We start from the raw sequence: 23683 nt of genomic DNA on the forward strand, positions 1-23683 counted from the left end.
ACCCTACATAAAACCATGCCCCTGTGCCCTCACGCCGCGCCGCGTGCCAGATCCCAGGGTTCGCGCGCCTGCTGCTTCGGGACCAGCCGGCTCATGGGCTGGTCCACCGCCAGCGCGGTAGCCAGTTGGTAGGCCGCGGAGTGCCCGGACACGGCGGCGCTCTTCAGCACGCCGCGCGTGAACGTGAGGGCCATCGCGTACCACCGCAGCTCGCCCGGGGCGTTCACCGGCTCCGCGCTCACGGGCAGCCGGATCGTGAGGTACACCACGCGCCCCAGGCGCACCCAGCGCACGTCGTCGCACGCGGGTTCCCCCCGGGGGCCGGGCCGCACCACGCGGTCCACGTGCCGCGCCAGAACCGTCGGCACCAGCCGCATCCAGTTCCGCGCGCCGGGCGCGTGCGCGTGTTCGGGCTCCGCGCCCAACCACTGGTAGGCCTGCCGGGGCATGAACCCCGACGCGGTGTTGCGCCCCAGGCACGAGACCCGGATGAACTCCGCGGTCGCGCGGTCGCGGTCGGTCTCGGCGTTTTCGTCCAGCCAGTCGGCGAACACCAGGCGCGGGGTGTCGTCGCCGGGCTGCTCGCGGATCGCGGTCAGGAACGCGCTGCGCTCGTTCACGGGTGTGCCCTCCCAACGCGGATTCGATCTCGGCCCGAACCGTTATTCGGTCCGGGGCTTCGGGTGCATCGGACCGCCTATTAGCAGAACGCGAATTGCGGGTTCACTTGTGAGCGGTCAAAAGTCAGAATGTTGAAGTTTGTAACGTCGTTGGCCCGCGACTTGGCAGCTCGCATTCAGTCCTGGAACGCATCTTCGAGCGCGCGGACCGCGTTCTCGAACACCGGGTCGTCCTCGGAATCGTGGCACGGGCGCTCGCGGAACGACCTGCGCTGCCCGAACCGGGGCGGCACCCAGGGCGCGGGCTCGCGCGCCGTGCAGATCGGGCAGCGCCAGATTTCTGTGTCGTTGGGGTCGACGCACAGGAGCACGCGCGGGTGGTTGCAGCGGTTACTGACGGCGCGCTGGGACACGTTGAAGTACCTCCATCATAACGGGATCGAAAAAGTGCCGGGGCCGCGGGTGAGGCTGTTACCCGCGCCCCGGCTGCGGTGGTTCGTGGTGCGTAGCTCCGGGCACTCACCGCTCACCCGCGCCTGTGGGCCGCGACTCTGGCCCTGTGCCCCGGCGCCGGGCGCGCTTCGGAAGGGATCGCGTGGGGCGAACGGCCGGCGTGAGCCGGCTGGTGAAGGCGTTGCGCGTTGTGGGCGCGGGGGCATTGGGCCTTGCACCGGCCGGCTCACACCGGCCGTTCGCCGGGTCCGTCACTCGTCGTCGAAGTCGTCGTCCCCGTCTTCGCTGATGTCCTGGCGCTCGATGATTTCGTCGCTGATGTTGTCGAGCAATTCGTCGAAGTCGTCGGCGCCCAGTTCGTCGGCCGCCTGATCGAGCAATTGGGTGATCTTGCGCTGGTACTCGTCCACGATCGGGCTCCTGGGTGTTGGGAACGGTGGGGGTGCCTGGGCGCCGGGATTGCGCGGAGGCGCGCCCGGGTGGATGTCCGCCAGGGGTTTCACCCCTGGCTACACGCGGCCGCCCCATTCGGGGCTACATTGGTGGTTTTCAGCCCCGGTAGGGGCGCGGGCTTGTAGCCAGGGGTGAAACCCCTGGCGGACTCCCCCCGGGCGCGTTACGCCGGGGCCTCGACGCGCGCCGGGGGCGCCTTGAGGAAGCGGGCCACGGCCGCGCGAGAGGTCCACCACTCGCCCCGGCGCTTCACGCCGTCGAGGTGGACCCCGCGCCGCCCCTCGATGACCCACCGGAGCATCACCACCGGCGGGGCGCCGGCCTCCGCGGTCAGCTCGGCCAGCGGGCGCAGCTCCCCGTCGGCCGCCAGGCGCAGGATCGCCCGGCCGATCTCGATGCGGCTTCTCTTCGCCACGATTGGGGGTTCCTGAAAGATCTGTGGGCGGGGCGGAACGCGCCCGTTGGAAGCGGGGGCCGTTCGGCCCCGGTGGAATGTACTCCCGCGCTTGTTTTCTGACCGCGCGTTCAGTATTACTAGAATTAGTACGCGATGGGCGCCGGCCTGTCAAGTAGAATTACTAAAACTAGTAACGAGGTGCGCGGCGTGACCGAGCGCGAACCCCTGACCGCGTCCCAGGAGAAACTGCTGGAGTTCCTGCGCGCGGAGGCGCGCGCCCGGCGCGGGGTCCCGTCGTGGCCCAAGATCGCGCGCGCGTGCGGGTGGTCCTCGACGCGCTCCGTGGGCTACACCCTGGACCAGCTCGCGCACAAGGGCTACGTGCGCCTGACGGGGGGGCAGGGGGGCATCGCCCTGGTCGGCGAGCCGGCCGGGTTCTCGCTCCCGGTGCTCGGCACGGTGGCCGCGGGGGTGCCGATCCCGCCCCCGGGCGACGGCGAGCCCGAGCACTTCGAGTTCGAGAAGGTGTTCGGGGGCGAGGACGTCTTCATGCTCCGGGTTCGAGGTGACAGTATGATCGAAGCGCTGATCGGCCCCGGCGACTTCGTGGCCGTCCGGCGCGCCCCGGACGCCGCCGACGGCGAGAAGGTGGTGGCGATGATCGACGGCGAACTCACACTGAAGGTGTTCCGCCGGCGCGCGGGCGGCGCGATCTGGCTCCAGCCGTGCAACTCGAAACTCGCCGGCATCAAGCTGGACCCGAAGAAGGACAACCGCGTGATCGGCGTGCTCGTGGGCGTGGTCCGCGCGGGGAACTGAGTGCGCGCGGGGATGAAGAGGGAAGAGCCGCGGATCAACGCAGATAACGCCGATCAAGACAAAGACGGAACAGAGGACAGAGGACAGAGGACAGAGGACAGAGGACAGAGGACAGAGGACAGAGGACAGAGGACAGAGGACAGAGGACAGAGGACAGAGGACAGAGGACAGAGGACAGAGGACAGAGGACAGAGGACGCACCGCGTTGGTTTTTGTAGCCCCGTGAGGGGCGACCGATGGTAGCCAGGGGTGGAGCGCTAGCGCAACCGCTGGAACCGATCAGAAAAAGACCGAGCCCCGTGAGGGGCGACAGGGCCAACCGAAGGCTCTGCCGCCCCTCACGGGGCTCGGTCGCATTTCGTTTAAGAGTCCCGGGGTTCGCGGGAGCCCGCCAGGGGTTGCGCTTCGCCTTCGGCTACGCTCCACCCCTGGCTACCATCGGTCGTCCCATCCGGGGCTACAAAAACCGGCCCTCTGGTTCTTGTTTTCTGTCCTCTGGTCCTTGTTTTCTGTCCTCTGACCTCTGTTTTCTGATCTCTGATCCGTGGCCGATTGCTCGCCTGCTCGGTTTACTTTTCCGGCGGGGTGAGCGGCATGCCGACGCCGACATTACCCAGGTACGGCACGGTCGCCTGGTTGATCTTGTCGTCGGTGACGTCGAGCCGGAACTTGTACCCCATGCGGCCGAAGAAGTCGCGGAAGTTGACGCTGTTCACGCCCTTCTGCTTGGCGTCGTTGATGGCTTTCGACATCGCCTCGCTCAGCTTCGTTTTGTCCTCGCGGTTCGCGTCCAGTGCCGCGTTGATCGGGAAGTACCCTTCGACAATGTACCGGGTGCGCTCGGTCACCTGACCGACCCACGCCCGCTTCTTCATGTCGAAGTACGCATCGACCGGGATGCCCATCTTGGTGAGGTCGCGAACGACGCTCTCGATGTCGTCGGTCCCGTCCCCGTTCACGTCGAAGATGCCGACGAGGGCAATGTGATCGGCCACGCCCTTGCGCCACACCGAGTTGTAGAGCAGGTCGCCCGACGTGACGCCGTCGCGGATCGGGTCGAGTTCGGAGCCGGACTGGATGCGGGCCAGTGAGAGCCGCTCGTTGACCACCTCGTAGATTTCGATCGAACCCTTCGGTACGAACGTTTCCACTGACTTGTACCCGCCCTTTCCGTCGGGCACGCGGAGCACCCGAACGCGCGACTGGCGGCCCTTCTCCGGGAAGTCGGTCGGCAGGACCGTGAACGTGAGCCCGGGGCGCACGCCGGCCGCGGACCCGAGGTTGATCTCGACCACGCCCTCTGTTCCCGGCACCTTGCGCAGGATCTTGCCCTGCGGTTCGTCGAAGGTGAAGGTTTCGCGCTCGCTCTTGGACTTTTCAGCGAAGAGCTTCTGGTTGTCGGTGGTGAGGACGTCCACTCGTTTCTGCGCCTGGAACAAATCGCGCTTGACCTTGTCGAGTTCGTCCTTGGCTTCCGTCAGCGATTTGCCCGCCGCGGCCTCGGCCTTGACGTAGTCCGCGGTGCGCTTGTCGAAGCCGGTGACGACCGCGTCGATTTTCGACTTCACCTCGGCGGGCAGTTTGTCGATTTCGGACTTGAACTGACCCGCCACGGCTTTTAACGCCTTCGCGTCCGCCGCTAGCAGCGCGACCTGCGCCCGGTAATTGTCGCGCTCCTTCGCGGCCGCGGTGTAGGCCGCGTCACCGTTCTTGAAATAGGCGACCTGGTCCATCAACCCCTGGCTCGAGGGCTTGTTCGCCTTGCCGTTGGCATCGACCTGCCAGAACGTTAATAGCTTGGTGATGCTATCGTTCAGTTTCTCCGCGGTAACGTACTCCCGCAGGGCGGCCTCGGTCATCGTCGGCAGCTTCTTATCGACGAACTCTTTGGCTTCTTTTTGCTCCCGGTCGACGCTGGTCGCCATCTTGCTCGCCATCGCGTCGTTCAGTTGCTTGATCTCGCCGGCGATCTTGTCGCCCGCTTTCGACTCGGCTTCGATTGCGGTCACGTCGTCGTCTTTGGCGGCCCCGAGGTAGATCCGGTACACGCGGGCCAGGCGCTCGGCCTCGTCCTTCGCCGTGCGGACCCCCGCCAGGTCCTTCTCCGCCGTCTTCTTGGCGTTGACATGGGTCTCCATCTCGGAGAACGAGAGGTACCACATCACACCGAACGCGATCGTCGTGAGCACGAAGAACACTAGCGCGGAGATCAACGGGACATTTGTCTCTTTCGATTTGGCCATGTGTTCCTCATGCGGTGAACGTTGTGGTGCGGGCGTGAGACCTGATGGCGCGCGGCGGGCCGCACCTTTCACTCATCTTTGAGCTTAAACCCCTTAGAAGGGGTGTCAACACGATAAGGAGCCGTAACTCGGCGCCGGGCGAAGGGATGTGCCGACGGCGCCGGTCGCGCCGCGCGTGCTCCCTGGAATTATAACGGCGCGCGACGCAACCGCGTTGGTTCGAGGCAGTGTCCGGTCGCGTGCGAGGAGAGGTGAAAGATCGCAACGTTACGTCAGGCGCGGGAGCGTTCGGGGCGAAGTCGTGCGGATAAACCATTTGCCTTGCTTTGTTCATATGTATACAATTGAGGCGTAGCAGGCGGGACTTTGGGATCTCAGAATGCAGGTGAGTCGAAGGTGCGCGGGAAATTCGCTCGGCGCGAGACGAGAATCGTGGAAATGTTAGCGATTGTCAGCCTTGATCGGAGGTCTGTTTGAGGAGTTGCAGTGGGCGGATGGCACTGAAGGGCCTGAAATGCCAGGAGTTGGTGCGATCCTCGCGCGGTGGTTCGGGTGCGTCACCTCTGGGTGGTCCAAAAATGTTAGCGTTTGTTAGCCGGCGACCCGAGTTGGTGCTCGGTGCCCTTGTTTGAAGGGCGAAGGTAGACCCATACTCTTTTTGGGATTGACGGCCGCGAGCATAATTGTCGTTGTTTTGTTTTAGCGCGTTCGGTTAAGTTGACCCAGTCGCCCTTGACCGTTTGCGGCCGCCTTCGCTACACTATCTCCACATTTGTTCCATGCGTTGCGTTCAGGTCTAGCTGTACTCGATGCGGCTCCCCGCCACAGCCGCGTGACGTTCTCCCCACAGGCTCCATTCCGATGTCGGACCCGGTTTCCGCGGGCAACCTGTATTTGTTGGACGCCCACGGACTCATCTTCCAAATGTTCTTCGGCGTCGGGCCGATGAACGCACCCGACGGGCGGCCCACCAACGCCGTGTTCGGCGTCGCGCGCTCGTTGATGAACCTCTACGACCGCGGTGCCGATTACCTCATTGCCGCACTCGACCACGCCGAGCCGACGTTCCGCGAGACCATCGACTCGAATTACAAGGCCCACCGCGACCCGCCCCCCGGCGACCTGCTCCTCCAAGAACCGCTCATTCAGCAGGTAATGGAGGCGATGCGGATTCCGTTCCTGATCGCGAAGGGCTACGAAGCCGACGACCTGATGGCGACGGTTGCGTCCGAGGCCGCCGCGCGCGGGCTGAACGTGTTCCTCTGCACGGCGGACAAGGATTGCCGACAGCTCGTCACCGACAAAGTGAAGATGCTGAACCTGCGAAAGGACTACGAAGTTCTGGACGCGGCGGGCATCATCGCGGGCTGGGGCGTTCGGCCCGATCAGGTGGTCGACTTCCAGTCGCTCGTCGGCGATTCGGTGGACAACATCCCCGGCGTGATGGGCGTGGGGCCGAAGACCGCCGCGAAGTGGCTCCAGCAGTACGGCACGCTCGACGAACTCATCGCGCACGCGGACGAAGCGCCCGGCGGCCCGAAGACGCGCCAGGCGCTCAAAGACGCCATTGCTAACGGTAACCTCGCGAAGAGCAAGCAACTCGTCACGCTCGACAAGAACGTGCCGATCGCGTTCGACTGGGAGGGGTGGCGCCGAAGGGACTGGGACGGGCAGCGGCTCCTCGAACTCTTCCACGAGTTCGGGTTCCGCGGGTTCGCCGAGCGCGTGCGCAAGACTCTGGCCGGCAGCGGGGCGAAGAAGAACGCCGAGGCGCTCGCGACCGCGGGCCTTGCGCCGGCTGTTGGCGACAACAGCGAGAGAGGTGTGCCGGGTGCGGCGCCTGCTTCGCCTAAGCCCGCAAAACAGCCAAAGGGGAAGGGCAAGAAAGTCACGCCCGGGTTGTTCGATTTGTTAATGGAAGAGGCGCCGAGCGAGAGCGCGCAATCGGCCGAAGTCGCGCCACTCATTGAGGCCGCAGTACCCACCGACACGTGGGATTACTCGGGCTACGAGGTCGTGGACACCGAGGCGCGGCTCGAGCAGTTCTGTGCGGAGTTAAAGAAACAGAAGGCGTTCGTCTTCGATCTGGAAACGACGGGCCTGGACCCGATCCACGATCCGATCGTCGGCTTCGCGTTCTGCTGGGAGAAGGGAAGGGCGTACTACCTCCCCGTGCGCGCCCCGCAAGAGGACGCTGCGCTCGACCCGAGCGCGACGCTCGCCGCACTCAAGCCGATCTTCGAGAACCCGGAGATCGAGAAGCGGAACCACAACATCAAGTTCGACCAAATCGTTCTCGCGGCCAACGGCGTCGAACTAGTGGGCGTGGCGGGCGATTCGATGCTCGCGCACTACCTCCTCGACCCCGGCGCCCGGGTCCACGGGTTGGACGACCTCACACTCGACGTGCTCGGGCACAAAAACATCGCGATTTCCGAACTGATCGGGAAGGGGAAGAAGCAAACCACGATGAATACGGTGCGGGTCGCGCGCGTCCGAGATTATGCGTGCGAGGACGCCGACGCCGCGTTCCAACTCGCGGCCCTTTTCGAGCCACAACTGGCCGAGAAGGGCTTCCGTGAACTGTACGACACGCTCGAAGTGCCGCTCATCGGCGTACTGGCCGACATGGAGCGCACCGGCATCCGCGTGGACGTGCCCTTTCTCACGCAGCTCGGCGAGCAAATGGGCGCGGAACTCGCGGGACTGGAAAAAGACATTCACGCGCTCGCCGGGCGCGAGTTCAACATCGCTTCCTTGAAGGAACTGCAGAAGATCCTCTTCGAGGAACAAAAGCTCCCGGTTCAAAAGCGCACGGGGATCAAGAACGAGCCGAGCACCGACCAGGAATCACTCGAGCGGCTCGCGGCGCTCGGTCACGAACTGCCCAAGAAGCTGATCGCGCACCGCAAGGTGACGAAGCTTAAGGGCACTTACGTTGACGTGCTCCCCGTCATGGCGGACGAGTCCGGGCGCGTTCACACGTCCTTCAACCAGGCGACCGCCGAGACCGGCCGATTGAGTTCGAGCGATCCGAACCTGCAGAACATCCCGATGCGAACGGAGCAGGGCGCGCAACTCCGTAAAGCCTTCATCCCGCGCGACGGCTGGACCCTTGTTACCGCCGACTATTCGCAGATCGAGTTGCGGTTACTCGCCCAGTTCTGTGGCGACGAGACGCTGAAGGCCGCGTTCGCCGAGGACCGCGACGTTCACACCGCGGTCGCCGCACAAATTTTCAAAGTGCCCGAGGCCGAGGTCACGAAAGCGCAACGCGGTGTGGCGAAAACGGTCAACTTCGGCGTCATATACGGCATGAGCGCGACCGGATTGGCCGTTCGGCTGGCAATCCCCCGCAAGGAGGCGGAAGAGTTCATCGACGCCTACTTCGCCCGCTACCCGAAGGTACTGGAGTACCAGCAAAAGCTCCTGGCGCACGCTCACAAAACGGGCGAAGTGCGCACCCTGCTCGGGCGCAAGCGGGTGCTGAACGCGGGCGCGATTAACCCGAACTCGCGGTACCAGGGTCGCGGGCAAGCGGAGCGCGAAGCGATCAACTACGAGATCCAGGGTTCGGCCGCGGACCTGATTAAGCGGGCCATGCTCGCGGTGCAGAAGCGGCTCGCGGCGCAAAAAATGCACGCGAGGATGTTGCTTACCGTTCACGACGAACTCGTGTTTGAAGCACCTCCGGAAGAGGTGGAGGCCCTGGCGCGACTCGCCCGCGAGGAGATGACCGCCGCGATGAAACTGGACGTGCCGCTCCGCGTGGACGTGGCCGCCGGCCCGAACTGGCTGGACGTTGAGGACGTATGAGGTTGGCTGGAGGGGCGAATGTCGATTGCCGCATCTACGACACCACCGATCGAGTACCCCAGCGGGGACGGTCAGCCGATGGCCGAAACGTGGCTCCATGTGCGCGCGATCATGTGGCTACACCAAGCGCTCGAAGATTTCTTCGGGCCGCGCTCGGACGTGTTTATCGCTTCGGACATGTACTGGTACTGGCAGGAGGGAAGGGCGGACCTGAAGATCGCGCCGGACGTGATGGCGATCCCGGGGGTAGGAGTGCGCCCGCGCCGCTCGTTCTTTTCGTGGGAAGAGAACGGCGCGGTTCCCGCGATTGTGTTCGAGATGGCCTCTGAAGGCACTTGGCAGGACGATTTGGACGACAAGTACGACCGCTACGAAGAGTTGGGTGTGAAGGAGTATTTCCTTTTCGACCCGGAGGGGCTGTACCTCGTTCCACGGGTGCAAGGGTACCGGCTCCACGGCAGCGCGTACCGGCGCATTCGGCAAAACCAACTGACGAGTGCGCTCGGTTTCGGTCTCCGGGCCGAGGACACGATGCTGCGGTTGATCGACCTCAAGACCGGCCAACCGATCCCGACTCGTGCGGAAGCGGCCGAAACAGCGCAACGTCAAGCGGAAGCGGCGCAGCGTCAAGCAGAAGCAGAAAAGCAGCGTGCAGATGCGCTTCAGGAGGAAGTCGAACGACTTCGCGCTCGTTTACAGCAATTGGATCACACGAACGGGAGCGAGGGTTGAGTTTCAAACACGGCCCGAAGCCCCTCATCGGGTTGATCGGTGCGATCGGCGCGGGGAAGAGCACTGCGGCCAAGTGTTTCGCGGCCCGTGGGGGGCACGTGATCGACGCGGACGCCCTCGGACACGAGGCGCTGCGCCAACCGGAGATCGTCGCGGCGCTCGTGAAGTTGTGGGGGACAGGGATTCTCAGCGCAGACGGCTCGCTCGATCGTCGCACGATCGGGCGCATCGTGTTCGCCGACCGGGAACAGCGGAACGCGCTCGAAAGTACGGTTTTTCCCTACATCGGGGCGCGCACGCGACATGATATTTTCGCGGCGCAAGCGAACCCGAATGTGTCGTTCGTCGTCCTGGACGCGGCGGTACTGCTCGAAGCGGGGTGGGGCGATATGGTCGATTCACTCGTCTATATCGATGCCCCTCGGGCCACACGGCTCGCGCGGCTCGCGACCCGGAGCGGCTGGAACGAGGCCGAACTGAGTGCCCGCGAATCGGCGCAACTGCCCGCCGAGGAGAAGAAAGTTCGGGCGCACGCGATCGTCGTCAACGACGCCGGCCCGACCGAGTTACAGGATCAAGTGGACCGGGTGCTCGAAGACATCTTGAGAACGTGATGAGAACGTGCGGTGGCTGTAAGTTCTTAAAGTTCGTCCTGGTATATTGCTAATCAAGACAGCGAGTGATTCGCGGGTACGGGTCCGGTTCTTGCCTGATGTGTCGCCGGCGTTCAAGGAGCGCGACCGCGTTTCCCGCCCGCGACGGCCCCGTAGCTCACAGTGACTGCCTTCCATAGTGCCTGCCGGTAAGGGGTTTACCCATGTCCGATACCAAGCCCGACGTTGCCAAGCCCGCGCGCACGACGACCCGTAGCCGCGCGCGTAAAACCGCGGAGCCGCCCGCGGAGCCCCAGGTCGTCGCTCCCGTGCCCGCGGCCCCGGTCGCGAGCGAGGTCGCAGAGGACGACGGGTTCGCGACCGGGATCGTGGACGTCGTGCCCGCGCCGCCGGAGCCCGCAGCGCCGGTCGTACCGCCACCGCCTGTCCCGGCGCCTGAAGTACGCGAGCCGCGCCGCGCCGAACCGCGCGAGAGTGCCCGTACCGAACGCGGTAGCCGCAGCGAACGCACCCCGGAACCGCGAGAGGTTCCGCGCGCTGACGCGGTGCCGCCTCCAGCGCCGCGCGCGGAGATTACTCCGCCCGCCCCACGGCCCACGGCCCCCCCGCCGGTACCGCGCGCAGTGGTGCCCCCGCCCGCGTTCCCACCGGTCGCACCGCCGGCAGTTACCCCCGCGCCCGTGCGCGTTGACCCCAACGAACAGGGCTTCGACGCCGAGACGAATTCGCGGTACGAGGAGATCAAGCGCGGCAACACGTACATCACCGAACTGCAGCACATGACGATCGCGCAGTTGCAGAAGGCCGCGAAGGATGAGGGGATACCGCGCGAAGAGTATTTTGGGCTGAAGAAGCAGGATCTGGTGTACCGCATCCTGCGCGAACTCACGAAAGCCAATGGGCTGATGTTCGGCGAGGGCACGCTCGAAGTGCTCCCGGACGGCTTCGGGTTCCTCCGCAGCCCGGACTACAACTACCTCCCGTGCCCGGACGACATCTACATCTCGCCGTCGCAGATCCGCCGGTTCGGGCTGCGCACCGGGGCCGTGGTCGCCGGGCAAACGCGCCCGCCGAAGGAGAACGAGCGCTACTTCGCGCTGCTCCGCGTCGAAGCCATTAACTATGCCGAACCCGACCTGCTCACGCAGAAGGTCGTGTTCGACGACCTGACCCCGCTCCACCCCGAGCGCCGGTTGAAACTCGAAACGAGCGCGGACGAACTGAACACCCGCGTCATCGACCTCATCACGCCCATCGGCAAGGGGCAGCGCGGGCTGATCGTGGCCCCGCCGCGCACCGGCAAGACGGTTCTGCTCCAGAAGATGGCGAACTCCATCATCCAGAACCACCCGGAGTGCTACGTCATCGTCCTCCTGATCGACGAGCGGCCCGAAGAAGTGACCGACATGAGCCGGACCGTGAAGGGGCCGCGCGTGGAGGTCGTGTCGAGCACGTTCGACGAGCCGCCGGAGCGCCACGTCCAGGTCAGCGAGATGGTGATCGAGAAGGCGAAGCGCCTGGTCGAGTACGGGACCGACGTGGTCATCCTGCTCGACTCGATCACGCGCCTCGCACGCGCTTACAACACCGTGTCGCCGGGGTCCGGTAAGTTGCTCTCCGGTGGGTTGGACGCGACCGCGCTCTACAAACCGAAACGGTTCTTCGGCGCGGCCCGGAACATCGAGGAGGGCGGGTCGCTCACCATTCTCGCGACCGCGCTGGTCGATACCGGCTCGAAGATGGACGAGGTGATCTTCGAGGAGTTCAAGGGCACGGGGAACATGGAGATCCACCTCGAACGGCGGATGGTGGACCGGCGCGTGTACCCGGCGGTCGACGTGAACGCCAGTGGCACGCGCAAGGAGGAACTGCTCCGCGGCGAGGACGAACTGCGCCTCGTTCACATCATGCACCGCATCCTGGCGGACATGAACCCGGTCGAGGCGATGGAACTGCTCCTGAAGCAACTGAGCAAGCACAAGACCAATGCCGAGTTCCTCAACAGCGTCACGCTGACGTGAGTTGCGCTCGATCACACCGGTAGGAGTTGCGAACCGGCCCACGGCGCCCAATGGGTCACCCGGGGCCGGTTCGCAGCTCCTTTTGCTTTCTGCGCAGAGCCAATCGACCTGCGCTGATAACACTTTCGGGCGCTGCCGGTCTTCGCGCAACCAATCGATCCCAAATGTCCAGAACGGGTGCTATGTGTTTCTGGATTGAAATCCTTGACGCGCGAGACGAATTGTTGGTAACGGGCGCCGACAAAAAACGAGTGTTAGAATAGGTCGGGATTTTTGTCGCCGGGCGAAATATGAGCGCTGACCAACCACTGGCCGTCGCCCCGCACCGGGTGACGGACCTCATCGACGTCATCCAGCGGTTGTCGCAGGCGCGCGACGTCGCCACCGTGCAGGACATCGTGCGAACGGCCGCGCGCCGGCTCACCGGGGCCGATGGTGCCACGTTCGTCCTCTGCGACGGCGACCAGTGCCATTACGTCGACGAGGACGCCATCGGTCCGCTGTGGAAGGGGCAGCGGTTCCCCATGTCTGCGTCCGTCAGCGGGTGGGCAATGATGAACCGCCGCACGGCGGTGATCGATGACGTGTTCGCCGACCCGCGCGTTCCGGACCAGGGCTACCGCGCCACGTTCGTGAAAAGTATGGTCATGGTGCCCGTTCGCGTCGCCGACCCGCTCGGCGCGATCGGCACGTACTGGGCGACCCAGCGGCACCCGACGGATGAAGAGGTCCGGGTGCTCGAAGCGCTCGCCGGCACCACCGCGGTCGCCCTCGAAAACGTCCGCGTGTTCACCGAGCTCGAAGCGCGCGTGAAGGCGCGCACGGCCGAACTCGTCGCCGCGAACGCGCAACTCGTTGCGGCCAACGCCAACCTGACGGCCGCGCACCAGCAGGCCGATCGCGTGTTCGCGGCCTACGCGAAGGTGCTGCCGGGTACGGTGCTCGACGGCAAGTACCGGCTCGACGAGGAACTCGGCGCCGGCGGGTTCGGCGTCGTGTTTCGCGCTCGACACCTGGCGCTGGATTGTCCCATCGCGGTAAAAGTATTCCGGCCCATTTCGGGCAACGACTCGGCCCTGGAACTTCAACGCTTCTTACGCGAAGGCGCAACCGCTGCACGGATCAGCCACCCGAACGTGGTTCGGGTTCTCGATTCGGGGGTGTCGTCCGGTGGGATCGCGTTCCTGGCAATGGAACTGCTCTCCGGCCGATCACTGGCGCGCGAACTGGCCGCGGTCGGCGCGCTCTCGCTGCGCCGGGCGGCGACCGTGGCCGCCGTCGTCGCGGACGTGCTGAACGCAGCGCACCGGCAGAGTATCGTTCACCGCGACATCAAACCGGACAACGTGTTCCTCCACTACGACACCGCCGGGCGGGAGGTCGTGAAGGTCGTGGACTTCGGCATCGCAAAATTTTTCGACGGCCCGCAGAGCACGGACGATCGCCTGACGCGCACCGGCGAGTACCTCGGCACGCCGCGGTTCGTCGCCCCGGAGCGGGTGCGCGGCGGAACCGACGACGGGCGCTCGGACGTGTACAGCCTGGGCACTCTGCTCTACGAACTCGTTTGTGGCGCGTCGCCGTGGGCGCCCGAGCAAGAACGCGAGATCGCTGCGGGGTTGGCCTTCGCCCCGCACCCGCGACCGATATCCCGGTTTCGGAAAGCGGTTCCCGTGGAACTGTCGGCGCTGATCGAACGGGCGCTCGCGTGGAACCCCATCGACCGCCCGACCGCGCAGGAGCTCGCGAGTGCTCTCGCCGCGCTCGCACCCACCCTCGACGACACGCCCCCGCGCCCGGAGCCGGCGCCGCCCCGCGACCCGGACGCGACCGACGCCCTGCCCGTGGTGACGTGGCCGCGCTAGTGCGCGTAAGTAGTGTGAGTATTCAGCGAGCGCCGGCGCTTCGCCGGGCGGCGAGCGTCACGCGCTCCACTCTACTCACACCATCGCGGCGACTCATGATCTACGAAGGCGATTTCTCTTCCCCCGCGGGCCGGTTCGTGCTGGTCGTGGCCCGGTTCAACGGGTTCGTGGTCGAACAACTCGCCGCCGGCGCCGCGGACGCCCTTCAGCGCCACGGCGTGTCCGCGGACCGCATCGACACCGTGCGCGTGCCCGGCTCCTACGAGATCCCGCTGGTCGCACAGAAACTCGGCAAGAGCGGGAAGTACGCCGCCGTCATCTGCCTCGGGTGCGTGATTCGCGGGGACACGGATCACTACGACCACGTCGCCGGGGCCGCTACGAGCGGCATCGCGCAGGCCGCGCTCAACAGCGGCGTGCCGGTCATCTTCGGCGTGTTAACGTGTGACACCCTGGAGCAGGCGATTCACCGCGCCGGCGCGAAGGCCGGCAACAAGGGCTTTGAAGCCGCAGTGTGTGCGGTCGAAATGGTGAACCTGCTCAAGAAATTGCCGGGGTAACCTCTGGGATTGTGGTTCACCAGCGAATGGCCGATTTCGGGTTTCTTGTTACGAGCCGCGACCGCAACAGTAGTTTCAAGTGATTTGGCAGTGCCGCATGGGAGTTCCTAAGTTCAAGGTTCTCAGGCACTTGAACGGGAGCCTCCCATGCGACGTGGTTACTCTACGATCACCCCGGCGGTGGTCCACGCACTGACGCGCCGAACGTTGGAACGGGCCCTGGGTTGGACCGACTACAAGCGGTCGGTCACGCGCACCCAGTTGCTCGACCTGGTGCTGTTGATCGCGGGCACCACCCGCACGTTGTTCGCGGTAGTGACCCGGTACTTCGGGTTCTCCCACGAGACCGCGCGACAGGCGATGCACGCCAACCGGGGTTCCCGGGACCAACTCACGGCCCGGTTGGTGGATGCCCTTCACCAGGTGGCGGGGTTCACGCGCCGGGACCGGAGGCGCCGGTGGACGTGTGCCATCGATGTGCATTACGTCCCCTTTTATGGGGATCGCAGCACCCCGGGGATCATCGGCGGACCCAAGAAGGCCGGGACCTCGTTCTTTCACGCGTACGCCACCGGGGTACTGATTCACAAGCACCGGCGGTACACCGTGGGGCTGATGAGCGTGACGAAAGGAACCAAGCCGCACCAGCAGGTGCAGACCCTTCTGGACCAGGTGGCGGCCCGCGGGCTCACGGTCCGCGGGGTGGTTCTGGACGCCGGGTTCGACAGCGGGGAGACCCTGTTGCTGTTGCAGGAACGGAACCTGAGCTACACGGTCCCGATGCGCAAGAAGGGCACCGGTACCAACCGCCGCAACGCCAGCTACACCCAACCCCACGGCACCATCACCACCATGGAGTGGGTCACCGAGAAGAGCCGCAAGGCGGTATCGACTCGGGTGCTCGTGTGGCAACGGAAGGGCGAATCGCACGCCCGGGTGTACGCGTTCCGCGGGTGGGGCGATGCGACCGCCGTGTCGGAGGCGAACCGGGCTCGGTTGGGGCGCCGGCGGTACCGAGAGCGGTTCGGGATCGAGACCAGCTATCGGCAGAAGAACCAGGCCCGCGGGTGGACCACCAGCACCAACCCCGAGTACCGGTTGCTGCTCGAGGGCGTGGCCCTGCTGTTGCGCCAGGTGTGGGTGTACCTGACGCTCCGGATCGCTCGGGCACGCGGGCTCGCGCCGACCGCCTGGGTCGCCCAGTTCCCGTTGGCCGAGATGCTCGACTGGCTCACGCAACGGATCCGCTCACGATACCCACGCACACGATGTATTACCCTGCCACACAATACACTTACAACCAACGCAACGCCTTGAAACTACTGGCAAGGGAGCGGAGACGTCCCCGCTCCCTTGCGGTCGCGGCTCGTTCAAATCGCTGCTGCGTTTCGGTGACTCCGCGTTGCTTGTGGGCACCGAACGAGTCCCATTTCCAAGCGATTCGCATAATGAACAATCAGCAAGATTCACAGCAGCGGGAACTTCCGTTCTGGGCGGGCGCGTACCGGCGCCCGAGGCGGAGAGCCTTCTTGCCAATAAAAATGACCGTGGCCCGGTGTTAACGTGACAAAGTTAATCGCTGAAGTTGCAAATGGGCGGAAGTCCTCGTAAACCAGGATACGATGGCACAGGTAAACCCTCGAATTTTGCCCGGTTACCGGTTGAGCATCAGTTTCACGCTCGTGTATTTGAGTGTGCTGGTGATTATACCGTTGGGCGCGTGCGTTGTGACCGCGACGCAGCTCAGTTGGGATCAGTTCCGCGCTGCGGTGTGGACCGAGCGGGCTCGGGCCGCTTACGCACTCACGTTCGGCGCTTCACTTGCCGCCGCCCTCATTAGTGCCGTTCTCGGGCTGCTCATCGCCTGGGTGTTGGTGCGTTACGAGTTCCCCGGTCGGCGCATTTTCGACGCGCTCGTCGATTTGCCGTTCGCGCTTCCCACTGCGGTCGCGGGGTTGGTGTTCTCGAACCTCTACGTCGCGAACGGGTGGCTCGGCCAGTTCCTCGTTCCGCTCGGTATCGAAGGCTCGTACTCGCGGCTCGCGGTGGTGCTGGTGCTGACCTTCATCGGGTTCCCGTTCGTCGTGCGGACACTTCAGCCCGTGCTTGGCGCGCTTGATGCGGAAGCAGAAGAAGCCGCTGCGCTGCTCGGCGCGAGCCGGTGGCAGACGTTCCGCCGGATCACGTTCCCCGCACTACTCCCCGGATTGCTCACCGGGTTCGCGCTGGCATTCGCACGCGGACTGGGTGAGTACGGCAGCGTGGTCTTCGTTTCGGGGAACATGCCGTTCAAAACAGAGATCGCCGCGTTCCTGATCGTCAGCCGGCTCGAAGAGGGGCGCCCGAACTCGTACCGCGAAGCGACCGCGATCGCTACGGTTCTCTTGGTCGCGTCGTTCCTGATGCTCGTGTTCATCAACCGCCTCGAAGCCCGTTCGCGAAAATGGAGTGGGTGACCCATGACGCCCACTGAAGCCAACCGCCGTACCGCCCGACGCACCGACCCGCTCTGGGTTCGGGTCACGCTCACATCGCTCGCGCTACTCGTGCTCACGGTGCTGGTCGTGATTCCCGTGGTGAGCGTGTTCGCGGAAGCACTCGCTGATGGCGTCGGCGCGTACTGGAGCAACCTCACGGGCGACGCGGACACGCGCCACTCGGTGCTGCTCACGCTTACGGTCGCGCCGCTCGCGGTGCTGTCGAACTTGGTGTTCGGTGTCGCCGCAGCGTGGGCGATTACGCGGTTCAAGTTCCCCGGGCGCACACTGTTAGTGACGCTCATCGACGTGCCCTTTTCGGTGTCACCGGTGGTCGCGGGGTTGATGTTTGTGCTCCTCTTTGGCTTGCAAGGCTTATTGGGGCCGTGGCTCCGCGCGAACGGTTTTCAGGTGCTCTTTACCGTGCCGGGGCTGGTGCTCGCGACCACGTTCGTCACGCTGCCGTTCGTTGCACGCGAACTGATTCCCGTGATGGAAGCGATTGGCCCGGATGAAGAATTCGCCGCCCTGAGTTTGGGCGCGAACGGTCGGCAGATCTTCTGGCGCATCACGCTGCCGAACATCAAGTGGGGCCTGCTCTACGGCGTCATCCTGTGCAACGCCCGTGCGATGGGCGAGTTCGGTGCGGTGTACGTCGTATCGGGCCGGATCGCGGGCGAAACCTGTACGATGCCGCTTCAAGTGGAAGTGCTGTTCCAGGACTTCAACAGTCCGGCCGCGTTCGCGCTCGCGTCCGTGCTGACGATGCTCGCGGTCGTCACGCTGTTGCTCAAGGTCTGGGTCGAAGGAAAGAAGAACTCCACCGCAGAGGGCACGGAGAGCGCAGAGAAAACGAAGGCGAACGCGAACTGATCTCGCGCTCTCTGCTGTGAACCAAACTATGTCAATTACAGCCCAAAACGTAACGAAGCGGTTCGGTGGGTTCGTCGCGCTCGATAACGTGAGCGTCGATTGCCCGGTCGGGGAACTGGTGGCGCTCCTCGGCCCGTCCGGGTCCGGGAAGACCACCCTGCTCCGCGTGATCGCGGGGCTAGAAGTGCCCGACTCGGGTACCGTACTCTTCCGCGACGACGACATCACCAAACACTCCGCACGCGACCGCAACGTGGGGTTCGTGTTCCAGCACTACGCACTGTTCCGGCACATGACCGTGTTCGAGAACGTGGCGTTCGGGCTGCGCGTGCGGAAGTGGCCGGAAGAGCGCGTCCGCGATCGCGTGAAGGAACTGCTTCGTCTCGTGCGCCTCGAAGAGAAGGCGCCACTCTATCCCGCGAACCTGTCGGGCGGTCAGAAGCAGCGCATCGCGCTTGTTCGCGCGCTGGCGCCCGAACCGAAGGTGCTGCTACTCGATGAACCGTTCGGTGCCCTTGATGCGAAGGTGCGGGCCGAACTGCGCGACTGGCTCCGCCGGCTCCACAACGAACTGCACGTCACGAGCATTTTCGTCACGCACGATCAGGAAGAAGCGTTCGAGGTCGCAGACCGGGTGGTGGTGCTGAACAAGGGGCGCGTGGAGCAAGACGGCCGGCCGATCGAGGTGTTCGAGCACCCGAAGAACGAGTTCGTAATGGACTTTTTGGGGAACGTGAACAAGTTGCCGGTCCGGGTCGAAGGCGGTCGGGCGCTGCTGGGGGAAACCGGCACGGTCGAACTCCCCGCCAAACTGTTCGGCACGAACGAGAACGGGCGCACGGACGCCTACATCCGCCCGCACGAACTCGACATCTCGCGCACCGCCGAGGGCGGGAATTGTTTGCTCAGCAAGATCGTTCACATCAACCCCGCCGGCTCGGTTGTGAAGGTCCGGCTCCTGGCCGAAGACTTCGGCCTCATGATTAATGTGGACGTCACCCCGGACCGCTACCACGCGCTCGCACTCAAACAGAATGAAACCGTGTACGTTACGCCGAAGAGCGCTCGGATCTTCGAGGCGGAATACATAATTTGAGCAGTCGGCATTGCCCACCAAGTGTCTTTCCAGCAAACAGCTTGCGGATATAACCGCAAGCTGTTTCTGCTTTTATGCGGCTGATGAATTCATTATCACATTTCGCACTTGTTAAGTGATTAATCTGCCGATACACTTCCTGAGCCCGACTAAGACGCTTTGCGAAGTGATGATTCGGAGCAAGACCATGACTGAGGGACTACTCGACCGCTACTTCCGCCTCCTGTCCGGTCGGTTGCCGGCCGCGGAATACGGTGTGATCGCAGAACCGGCGGACGACACGAGCGCCGCTGAAGTCGCCAGTTCGATGGCTCCGGAGTGTCTTTGTTGACGCGCTGATGTTCGATCCGAGTCCGACCTACCACCGCGCGATGCGCCCGCTCGCGTCTTCCTTTACCGAAGTCCAATGACACCCAGCTACACACACCGGCGCGGCCGAGTCATCGTTTCATTCGCCCTCTTCGCGGTTTGCGCCGCGCTCACCGGGTGCGGTCAGAAGGGGCCGGTCCTTTATCCCGTGACCGGGAAGGTCACGGCGCCCGATGGGAAGTCGCTCGAGCACGCGACCGTGGTGTTCCACCCGGTCGATGCGACCGACCCGAACGCGGTAAAGCCGCGGGGTAAGGTGGGCGCGGACGGGTCGTTCACCCTGACCAGCTACACCACCGGTGACGGCGCGGCGCCCGGCGAGTACCGCGTAACGGTCGAATTGTGGCTGAGCGGGAAGGGTGACGACCCGCCGGCGAACCGCTTGTCCGACAAGTACGCGAAACCCGATTCGTCGGGCCTGAAGGCGACCGTGAACGCCGGCCCGACCGAACTGACCCCGTTTACTGTGAAGCGCTGAACACTAACTACCTGACGAACTCTCTCCTAACCAATCGAGGAACTGTCTGTGACGACCCGAATTCGCCCGCTGAACCGCCGCGCGTTTACCCTAATCGAGCTCCTGGTGGTGATCGCCATCATTGCGATCTTGATCGGGTTACTCCTCCCCGCGGTCCAAAAGGTTCGCGAAGCGGCCGCCCGCATGACGTGCAGTAACAACCTGAAGCAATTCGGCTTGGCGTTCCACAACTACCACGACCCCAACAACGGGCTGCCGAGCAACATCCGCCCGGACGCGGTCAGTACGGTCCGCGTGCGCTGGGCGACGTACCTGCTCCCGTACATCGAGCAGGACAACCTCTACAAGCAGGTGAGCCTGACGACGAACTGGCACTTACAGCCGGGGACGTTCGGCACCAAGTTGAAGGCGTTCGAGTGCCCGTCGGCCCCGAACGGACAAGTGGTGGACGGCGCGCCGGACACGTCGCCCGCGTGGACGAACATCGTCGCCAACGGTGACTACAGCGGGTTCTACGGCGTGTCCCCGGAACTGGAGACGCTCGGCCTCATCACCACCGGGACGGGCAAGGTCGATAACGGCGCGATCTCGAAGACGACCAAGCTGAACTTCAGCGCCTTCAGCGACGGGCTGAGCAACACGCTGCACCTGACGGAGAGCGCGGGCCGCCCGAACATTTACCGGAACGGCAGGTTGGTGATTACCGCGAGTGGCCTCAACCGCGTGAACGGCGGCGGCTGGTGCCGGCCCGCCTCGGAACTGAACATCCTGCGTGGGTCCGATGCCACGGGTACCACCTTCCCCGGCGCGAGCGCGGTCAACGCGACCAACGGCGAAGCGCTCGGCAGTTACCCGCACCCGTTCTACAACACGGACGGCACCGGCCACATTTACAGCTTCCACACCGGGGGCACGAACGCGCTGTTCGCCGACGGCTCGGTCCGCTTCATCCGCCAGTCGATCAGCATTCGGGCATTGGCCGCGATGGTGACGCGCAACGGCGGCGAAACGCTCAGCGACAACAATTAATCCTTTGAGATCGCTGATTACATCGGGTCGACGAGTTCGTGTCCCACTGGAGCGGCACACGAACTCGTCGACCCGATTGCTTCTACTTGGTCATCACTTCGCGAATCGTTTCTCGCACCAATTCCAACTTTTCACTCCACTGAAACTCACGCACGACTCGCGACCGCCCGGTATCACCGAGTGCTTGCCGGAAGTTCGCGTCAGTGACCAATCGACCGAGGTGTTCCGCGAGTTCCGTAACGTCACCGCACGCGGCCTGAAGCCCATCAATGTTGTGGCGAACGAGTTCGGCCGGTCCACCCGCGCGGTAGACGAGGTTTGGTTTCTCATTGGCCCACGCTTCGAGCAGCACCAGCCCGAACGAATCGCAGCGCGACGGCAGTGCGAAGCAATCAATCCCCGCGAAGAAGTCGCGCTTCTGCTCATCGGTGAGCGTGCCGAGTCGCGTCACGCGATCTTTCGGCCCGAACGTGTTCCAGAACGTGCGGAAGTTCGGCATCTCCGGCCCCGCCAACACGACATGGAACCGGTGCCCCCGCGCCCACGCTCGTTCTGCGGCAAGCAGCAGATCGACGGTCCCTTTCTCGGCGCTGTTGTTGGCCAAATGCCCGACGACCGCCTCTCCCTCTCCGATACCCCACCCTCGTCGCGTGCTTCCACGATTGCCGCCGGTGCATTCGCTTGCATCGACCCCCAAACCTTGCAGCACAACTTTCTTCTCCGCGACGCCAAGTGACACCGCGGCATCGCGCTCGGCGCGGGTCTGTACGAACACGCGATCGGCTTGCTTCAGGAGCCAACGCAGGTGCGGTTTGGTGTACTGCTTGCGTGTGTGGTCGATTGGGTCGGTCGGGTCACCGAGGTGCAGGAACGGCGTGAGCAGGAACGGCACCCCGCGCCGCCGGGCGAGCTTCAACCCACACGCGATCGGGAACGAGTACGGGAACGCGGTCGCGTGTACTGCGTCGAGCGGACCATCGTAGCGCGCGGCGTCCTGCCACATCGCGAGGGAAATCGGGTTGCACGGTGTGGTGAAACACTGCCACCGGCGCAGCGGGAGCAGCGAGAGGGCTTTGAGGACATACCGCCGACCGCGGAAGTGCAGGGGAGGGTAGCGGAGGAGATTAAGACGACCTAACCCCCCGGCCCCCTTCCCTAAGAAGGAAGGGGGAGCAGAGCCAAACACAGCAGCCTCTGCGCGCTCTTCGGTTTTAAGCCCCTCTCCGTTTAGGGGAGGGGTTGGGGAGGGGGTGTCTTCTCTCCCCCACATCTCGCTCAGTTCAACGGCGGTGCTCGTCCATACGCTCACGCCGTCGCCGCACGCGGCCAGGTACTCGCACAAGCGCGCGGTGTACGCTTCCGAACCGCCGAGGGCCGGAGGGTACCGCTGGACGAATTGCGCGACGTGCATTCCACCTTCCGAGGGGATAGGGGATTCCAGCGCCCGGCGAATCCGGTACGATGGAACTTCGAGGTCCACTCCCACTCGTTTCAGGACTGAACGCGACATGATCCGTATTTCGCAGTTGGCCAGTTCCGTGAAGCCGTCCGCCACAATAGCCGCGGGCACGAAGGCCCGTCAACTGAAGGCGGCCGGCGTGAAGGTATTCGACTTCAGCCTCGGCGAACCGGACTTTGATACGCCCAAACACATCTGCGCCGCGGCCGAACACGCGGCGGCCGGGGGCCAAACGCACTACACCCCCACCGCGGGCACCGCGGAGGTGAAAGCGGCCATCGCGAAGTGGTACAAGACGTTCCACGGCCTCGATTGCGGCCCGGAAAACGTGATCGTGTCGAACGGCGCGAAGCACTCGCTCCACAACGCGCTCGCCGCGACCGTCGGACCGGGCGACGAGGTCATCATCCCGACCCCGTACTGGGTGAGTTATTCCGACCTCGTGAGCATGACCGGCGCCACGCCCGTGCTGGTGACGACGACCCCCGAGAGCGGGTTCAAGATGACCCCAGCGCAGCTCCGCGCCGCGACCACGCCGCGCACGCGGATGCTCATGCTGAACTCGCCGTGCAACCCGACCGGCACGGTCTACTCGCGCGCCGAGCTGGAAGCTATCGTGGACGCGATGGACGGCACGGATGCTGCTATCCTCAGTGACGAGATTTACGAGCAACTCACCTACGGCACCGCGAAGCCCACGTGCATCGCGACGCTCCGACCGTGGTTGAAGGACCGCACCATCACCGTGAGCGGCGCGAGCAAGAGCTACGCGATGACCGGTTGGCGCATGGGTTGGGCGATCGCGCCCGCGGCCGTCGTGAAGGCGATGGACACGATCCAGAGCCAGGAAACGAGCTGCCCGTCGAGCGTGAGTCAGGCCGCACTGGTGGCCGCGCTCAGCGGGCCGCAGGAGTGCGTCGCGGAGATGCGGACGGAGTTCGCCGGGCGCCGGGAACTAACGCTCGGGCTGCTCGGCCAGATTCCGGGCGTGAAGTTGCCCGCACCCGAAGGCGCGTTCTACGCTTTCTTCGACGTGTCCGCGTACTTCGGCAAGACGTTCGGGACCACGCAGGTCACGGACTCGCTCACGTTCTGCAACGCTCTACTGGAGCAGGCGCACGTGAACCTGGTGCCTGGTGCCGCGTTCGGAGCAGAGGGGTTCGTGCGGATGTCGTTCGCGACCAACCGCGCGACGATCGAGGCCGGGATCGCCAAACTGAAGGAATGGCTCGGCACCGGGCGCTAGGCGAACCCCACCTCGCGGCCGGCGGGTGTTCGTACCCGTGTGCCCACACCCACCGGCCCCGCG

Annotated in this window: 21 protein-coding genes; 15 read left to right on the forward strand and 6 right to left on the reverse strand. The window is 64.6% G+C overall.

Going from position 1 to position 23683, the window contains the following annotated elements; translation table 11 throughout:
- Positions 1-29: 29 nt before the first annotated feature.
- From J8F10_RS00005 to J8F10_RS00020, 4 genes are all read right to left on the reverse strand, one after another.
- A complete protein-coding gene (locus J8F10_RS00005) occupies positions 30-620 on the reverse strand; it encodes a TIGR02996 domain-containing protein (protein WP_210651373.1) in 591 nt (196 codons plus the stop codon).
- A 176-nt stretch (positions 621-796) separates the two neighbouring features.
- Positions 797-1033 (reverse strand): hypothetical protein, encoded by a 237-nt coding sequence (locus tag J8F10_RS00010; protein WP_210651375.1) that lies wholly within the window; start codon positions 1031-1033, stop codon positions 797-799.
- A gap of 291 nt (positions 1034-1324) precedes the next feature.
- The gene (locus J8F10_RS00015; protein ID WP_210651377.1) at positions 1325-1483 is read right to left on the reverse strand and encodes a hypothetical protein; all 159 of its coding nucleotides are present in this window, start codon (positions 1481-1483) and stop codon (positions 1325-1327) included.
- Positions 1484-1689: 206 nt separating this feature from the next.
- Entirely contained in the window at positions 1690-1941 is a 252-nt protein-coding gene (locus tag J8F10_RS00020) for a hypothetical protein (RefSeq protein ID WP_210651379.1), read from the reverse strand.
- Positions 1942-2130: 189 nt separating this feature from the next.
- Between J8F10_RS00020 and lexA the strand changes: the two genes are divergently transcribed.
- Positions 2131-2742 carry a transcriptional repressor LexA gene (lexA, locus tag J8F10_RS00025; protein WP_210651382.1) on the forward strand — a complete coding sequence of 204 codons (612 nt, stop codon included), beginning with the start codon at positions 2131-2133 and terminating at the stop codon, positions 2740-2742.
- A 569-nt stretch (positions 2743-3311) separates the two neighbouring features.
- Here the strand turns inward: lexA and J8F10_RS00030 are convergent.
- Positions 3312-4985, reverse strand: a complete 1674-nt coding sequence (locus J8F10_RS00030) for a hypothetical protein (RefSeq protein WP_210651384.1) — start codon at positions 4983-4985, stop codon at positions 3312-3314.
- 861 nt (positions 4986-5846) lie between these two features.
- Between J8F10_RS00030 and polA the strand changes: the two genes are divergently transcribed.
- From polA to J8F10_RS00100, 13 genes are all read left to right on the forward strand, one after another.
- Positions 5847-8801, forward strand: coding sequence for a DNA polymerase I (gene polA, locus J8F10_RS00035; protein ID WP_210651385.1), 2955 nt, complete (start codon positions 5847-5849; stop codon positions 8799-8801).
- A gap of 18 nt (positions 8802-8819) precedes the next feature.
- Positions 8820-9533, forward strand: a complete 714-nt coding sequence (locus J8F10_RS00040) for a Uma2 family endonuclease (protein ID WP_210651386.1) — start codon at positions 8820-8822, stop codon at positions 9531-9533.
- Positions 9530-10147 (forward strand): dephospho-CoA kinase, encoded by a 618-nt coding sequence (gene coaE / locus J8F10_RS00045; protein WP_210651387.1) that lies wholly within the window; start codon positions 9530-9532, stop codon positions 10145-10147. The genes J8F10_RS00040 and coaE overlap by 4 nt, the downstream gene beginning before the upstream one ends.
- A gap of 203 nt (positions 10148-10350) precedes the next feature.
- Entirely contained in the window at positions 10351-12168 is a 1818-nt protein-coding gene (gene rho, locus J8F10_RS00050) for a transcription termination factor Rho (RefSeq protein WP_390891088.1), read from the forward strand.
- Positions 12169-12458: 290 nt separating this feature from the next.
- Positions 12459-14033: a protein kinase domain-containing protein gene (locus J8F10_RS00055; RefSeq protein WP_210651388.1), complete on the forward strand. Its 1575-nt coding sequence runs from the start codon at positions 12459-12461 to the stop codon at positions 14031-14033.
- Positions 14034-14128: 95 nt separating this feature from the next.
- Complete coding sequence (gene ribH, locus J8F10_RS00060; RefSeq protein WP_210651391.1) at positions 14129-14593, forward strand: 6,7-dimethyl-8-ribityllumazine synthase; 465 nt, start codon at positions 14129-14131, stop codon at positions 14591-14593.
- 147 nt (positions 14594-14740) lie between these two features.
- Positions 14741-15910, forward strand: a complete 1170-nt coding sequence (locus J8F10_RS38170; RefSeq protein WP_246522717.1) for a transposase — start codon at positions 14741-14743, stop codon at positions 15908-15910.
- A 305-nt stretch (positions 15911-16215) separates the two neighbouring features.
- A complete protein-coding gene (gene cysT / locus J8F10_RS00075; RefSeq protein WP_210651393.1) occupies positions 16216-17049 on the forward strand; it encodes a sulfate ABC transporter permease subunit CysT in 834 nt (277 codons plus the stop codon).
- 3 nt (positions 17050-17052) lie between these two features.
- On the forward strand, positions 17053-17943 hold the full coding sequence (gene cysW, locus J8F10_RS00080; RefSeq protein WP_210651395.1) for a sulfate ABC transporter permease subunit CysW: 891 nt from the start codon (positions 17053-17055) through the stop codon (positions 17941-17943).
- A gap of 28 nt (positions 17944-17971) precedes the next feature.
- Positions 17972-19039: a sulfate/molybdate ABC transporter ATP-binding protein gene (locus J8F10_RS00085; RefSeq protein WP_210651397.1), complete on the forward strand. Its 1068-nt coding sequence runs from the start codon at positions 17972-17974 to the stop codon at positions 19037-19039.
- A 187-nt stretch (positions 19040-19226) separates the two neighbouring features.
- Positions 19227-19370, forward strand: coding sequence for a hypothetical protein (locus tag J8F10_RS00090; RefSeq protein ID WP_210651399.1), 144 nt, complete (start codon positions 19227-19229; stop codon positions 19368-19370).
- 75 nt (positions 19371-19445) lie between these two features.
- The gene (gene lptM, locus J8F10_RS00095) at positions 19446-19886 is read left to right on the forward strand and encodes an LPS translocon maturation chaperone LptM (protein WP_210651401.1); all 441 of its coding nucleotides are present in this window, start codon (positions 19446-19448) and stop codon (positions 19884-19886) included.
- Positions 19887-19934: 48 nt separating this feature from the next.
- Entirely contained in the window at positions 19935-20915 is a 981-nt protein-coding gene (locus J8F10_RS00100) for a DUF1559 domain-containing protein (RefSeq protein WP_315854046.1), read from the forward strand.
- Positions 20916-20997: 82 nt separating this feature from the next.
- Here J8F10_RS00100 and J8F10_RS00105 read toward each other — a convergent pair whose 3' ends face one another.
- Positions 20998-22326 (reverse strand): glycosyltransferase family 4 protein, encoded by a 1329-nt coding sequence (locus J8F10_RS00105; protein WP_210651403.1) that lies wholly within the window; start codon positions 22324-22326, stop codon positions 20998-21000.
- Positions 22327-22423: 97 nt separating this feature from the next.
- On the opposite strand from J8F10_RS00105, the gene J8F10_RS00110 reads away from it, so the two are divergent.
- Complete coding sequence (locus tag J8F10_RS00110) at positions 22424-23620, forward strand: pyridoxal phosphate-dependent aminotransferase (protein WP_210651405.1); 1197 nt, start codon at positions 22424-22426, stop codon at positions 23618-23620.
- The last annotated feature ends 63 nt before the right edge of the window (positions 23621-23683 follow it).

Source organism: Gemmata palustris (assembly GCF_017939745.1).
GTDB lineage: Bacteria > Planctomycetota > Planctomycetia > Gemmatales > Gemmataceae > Gemmata > Gemmata palustris.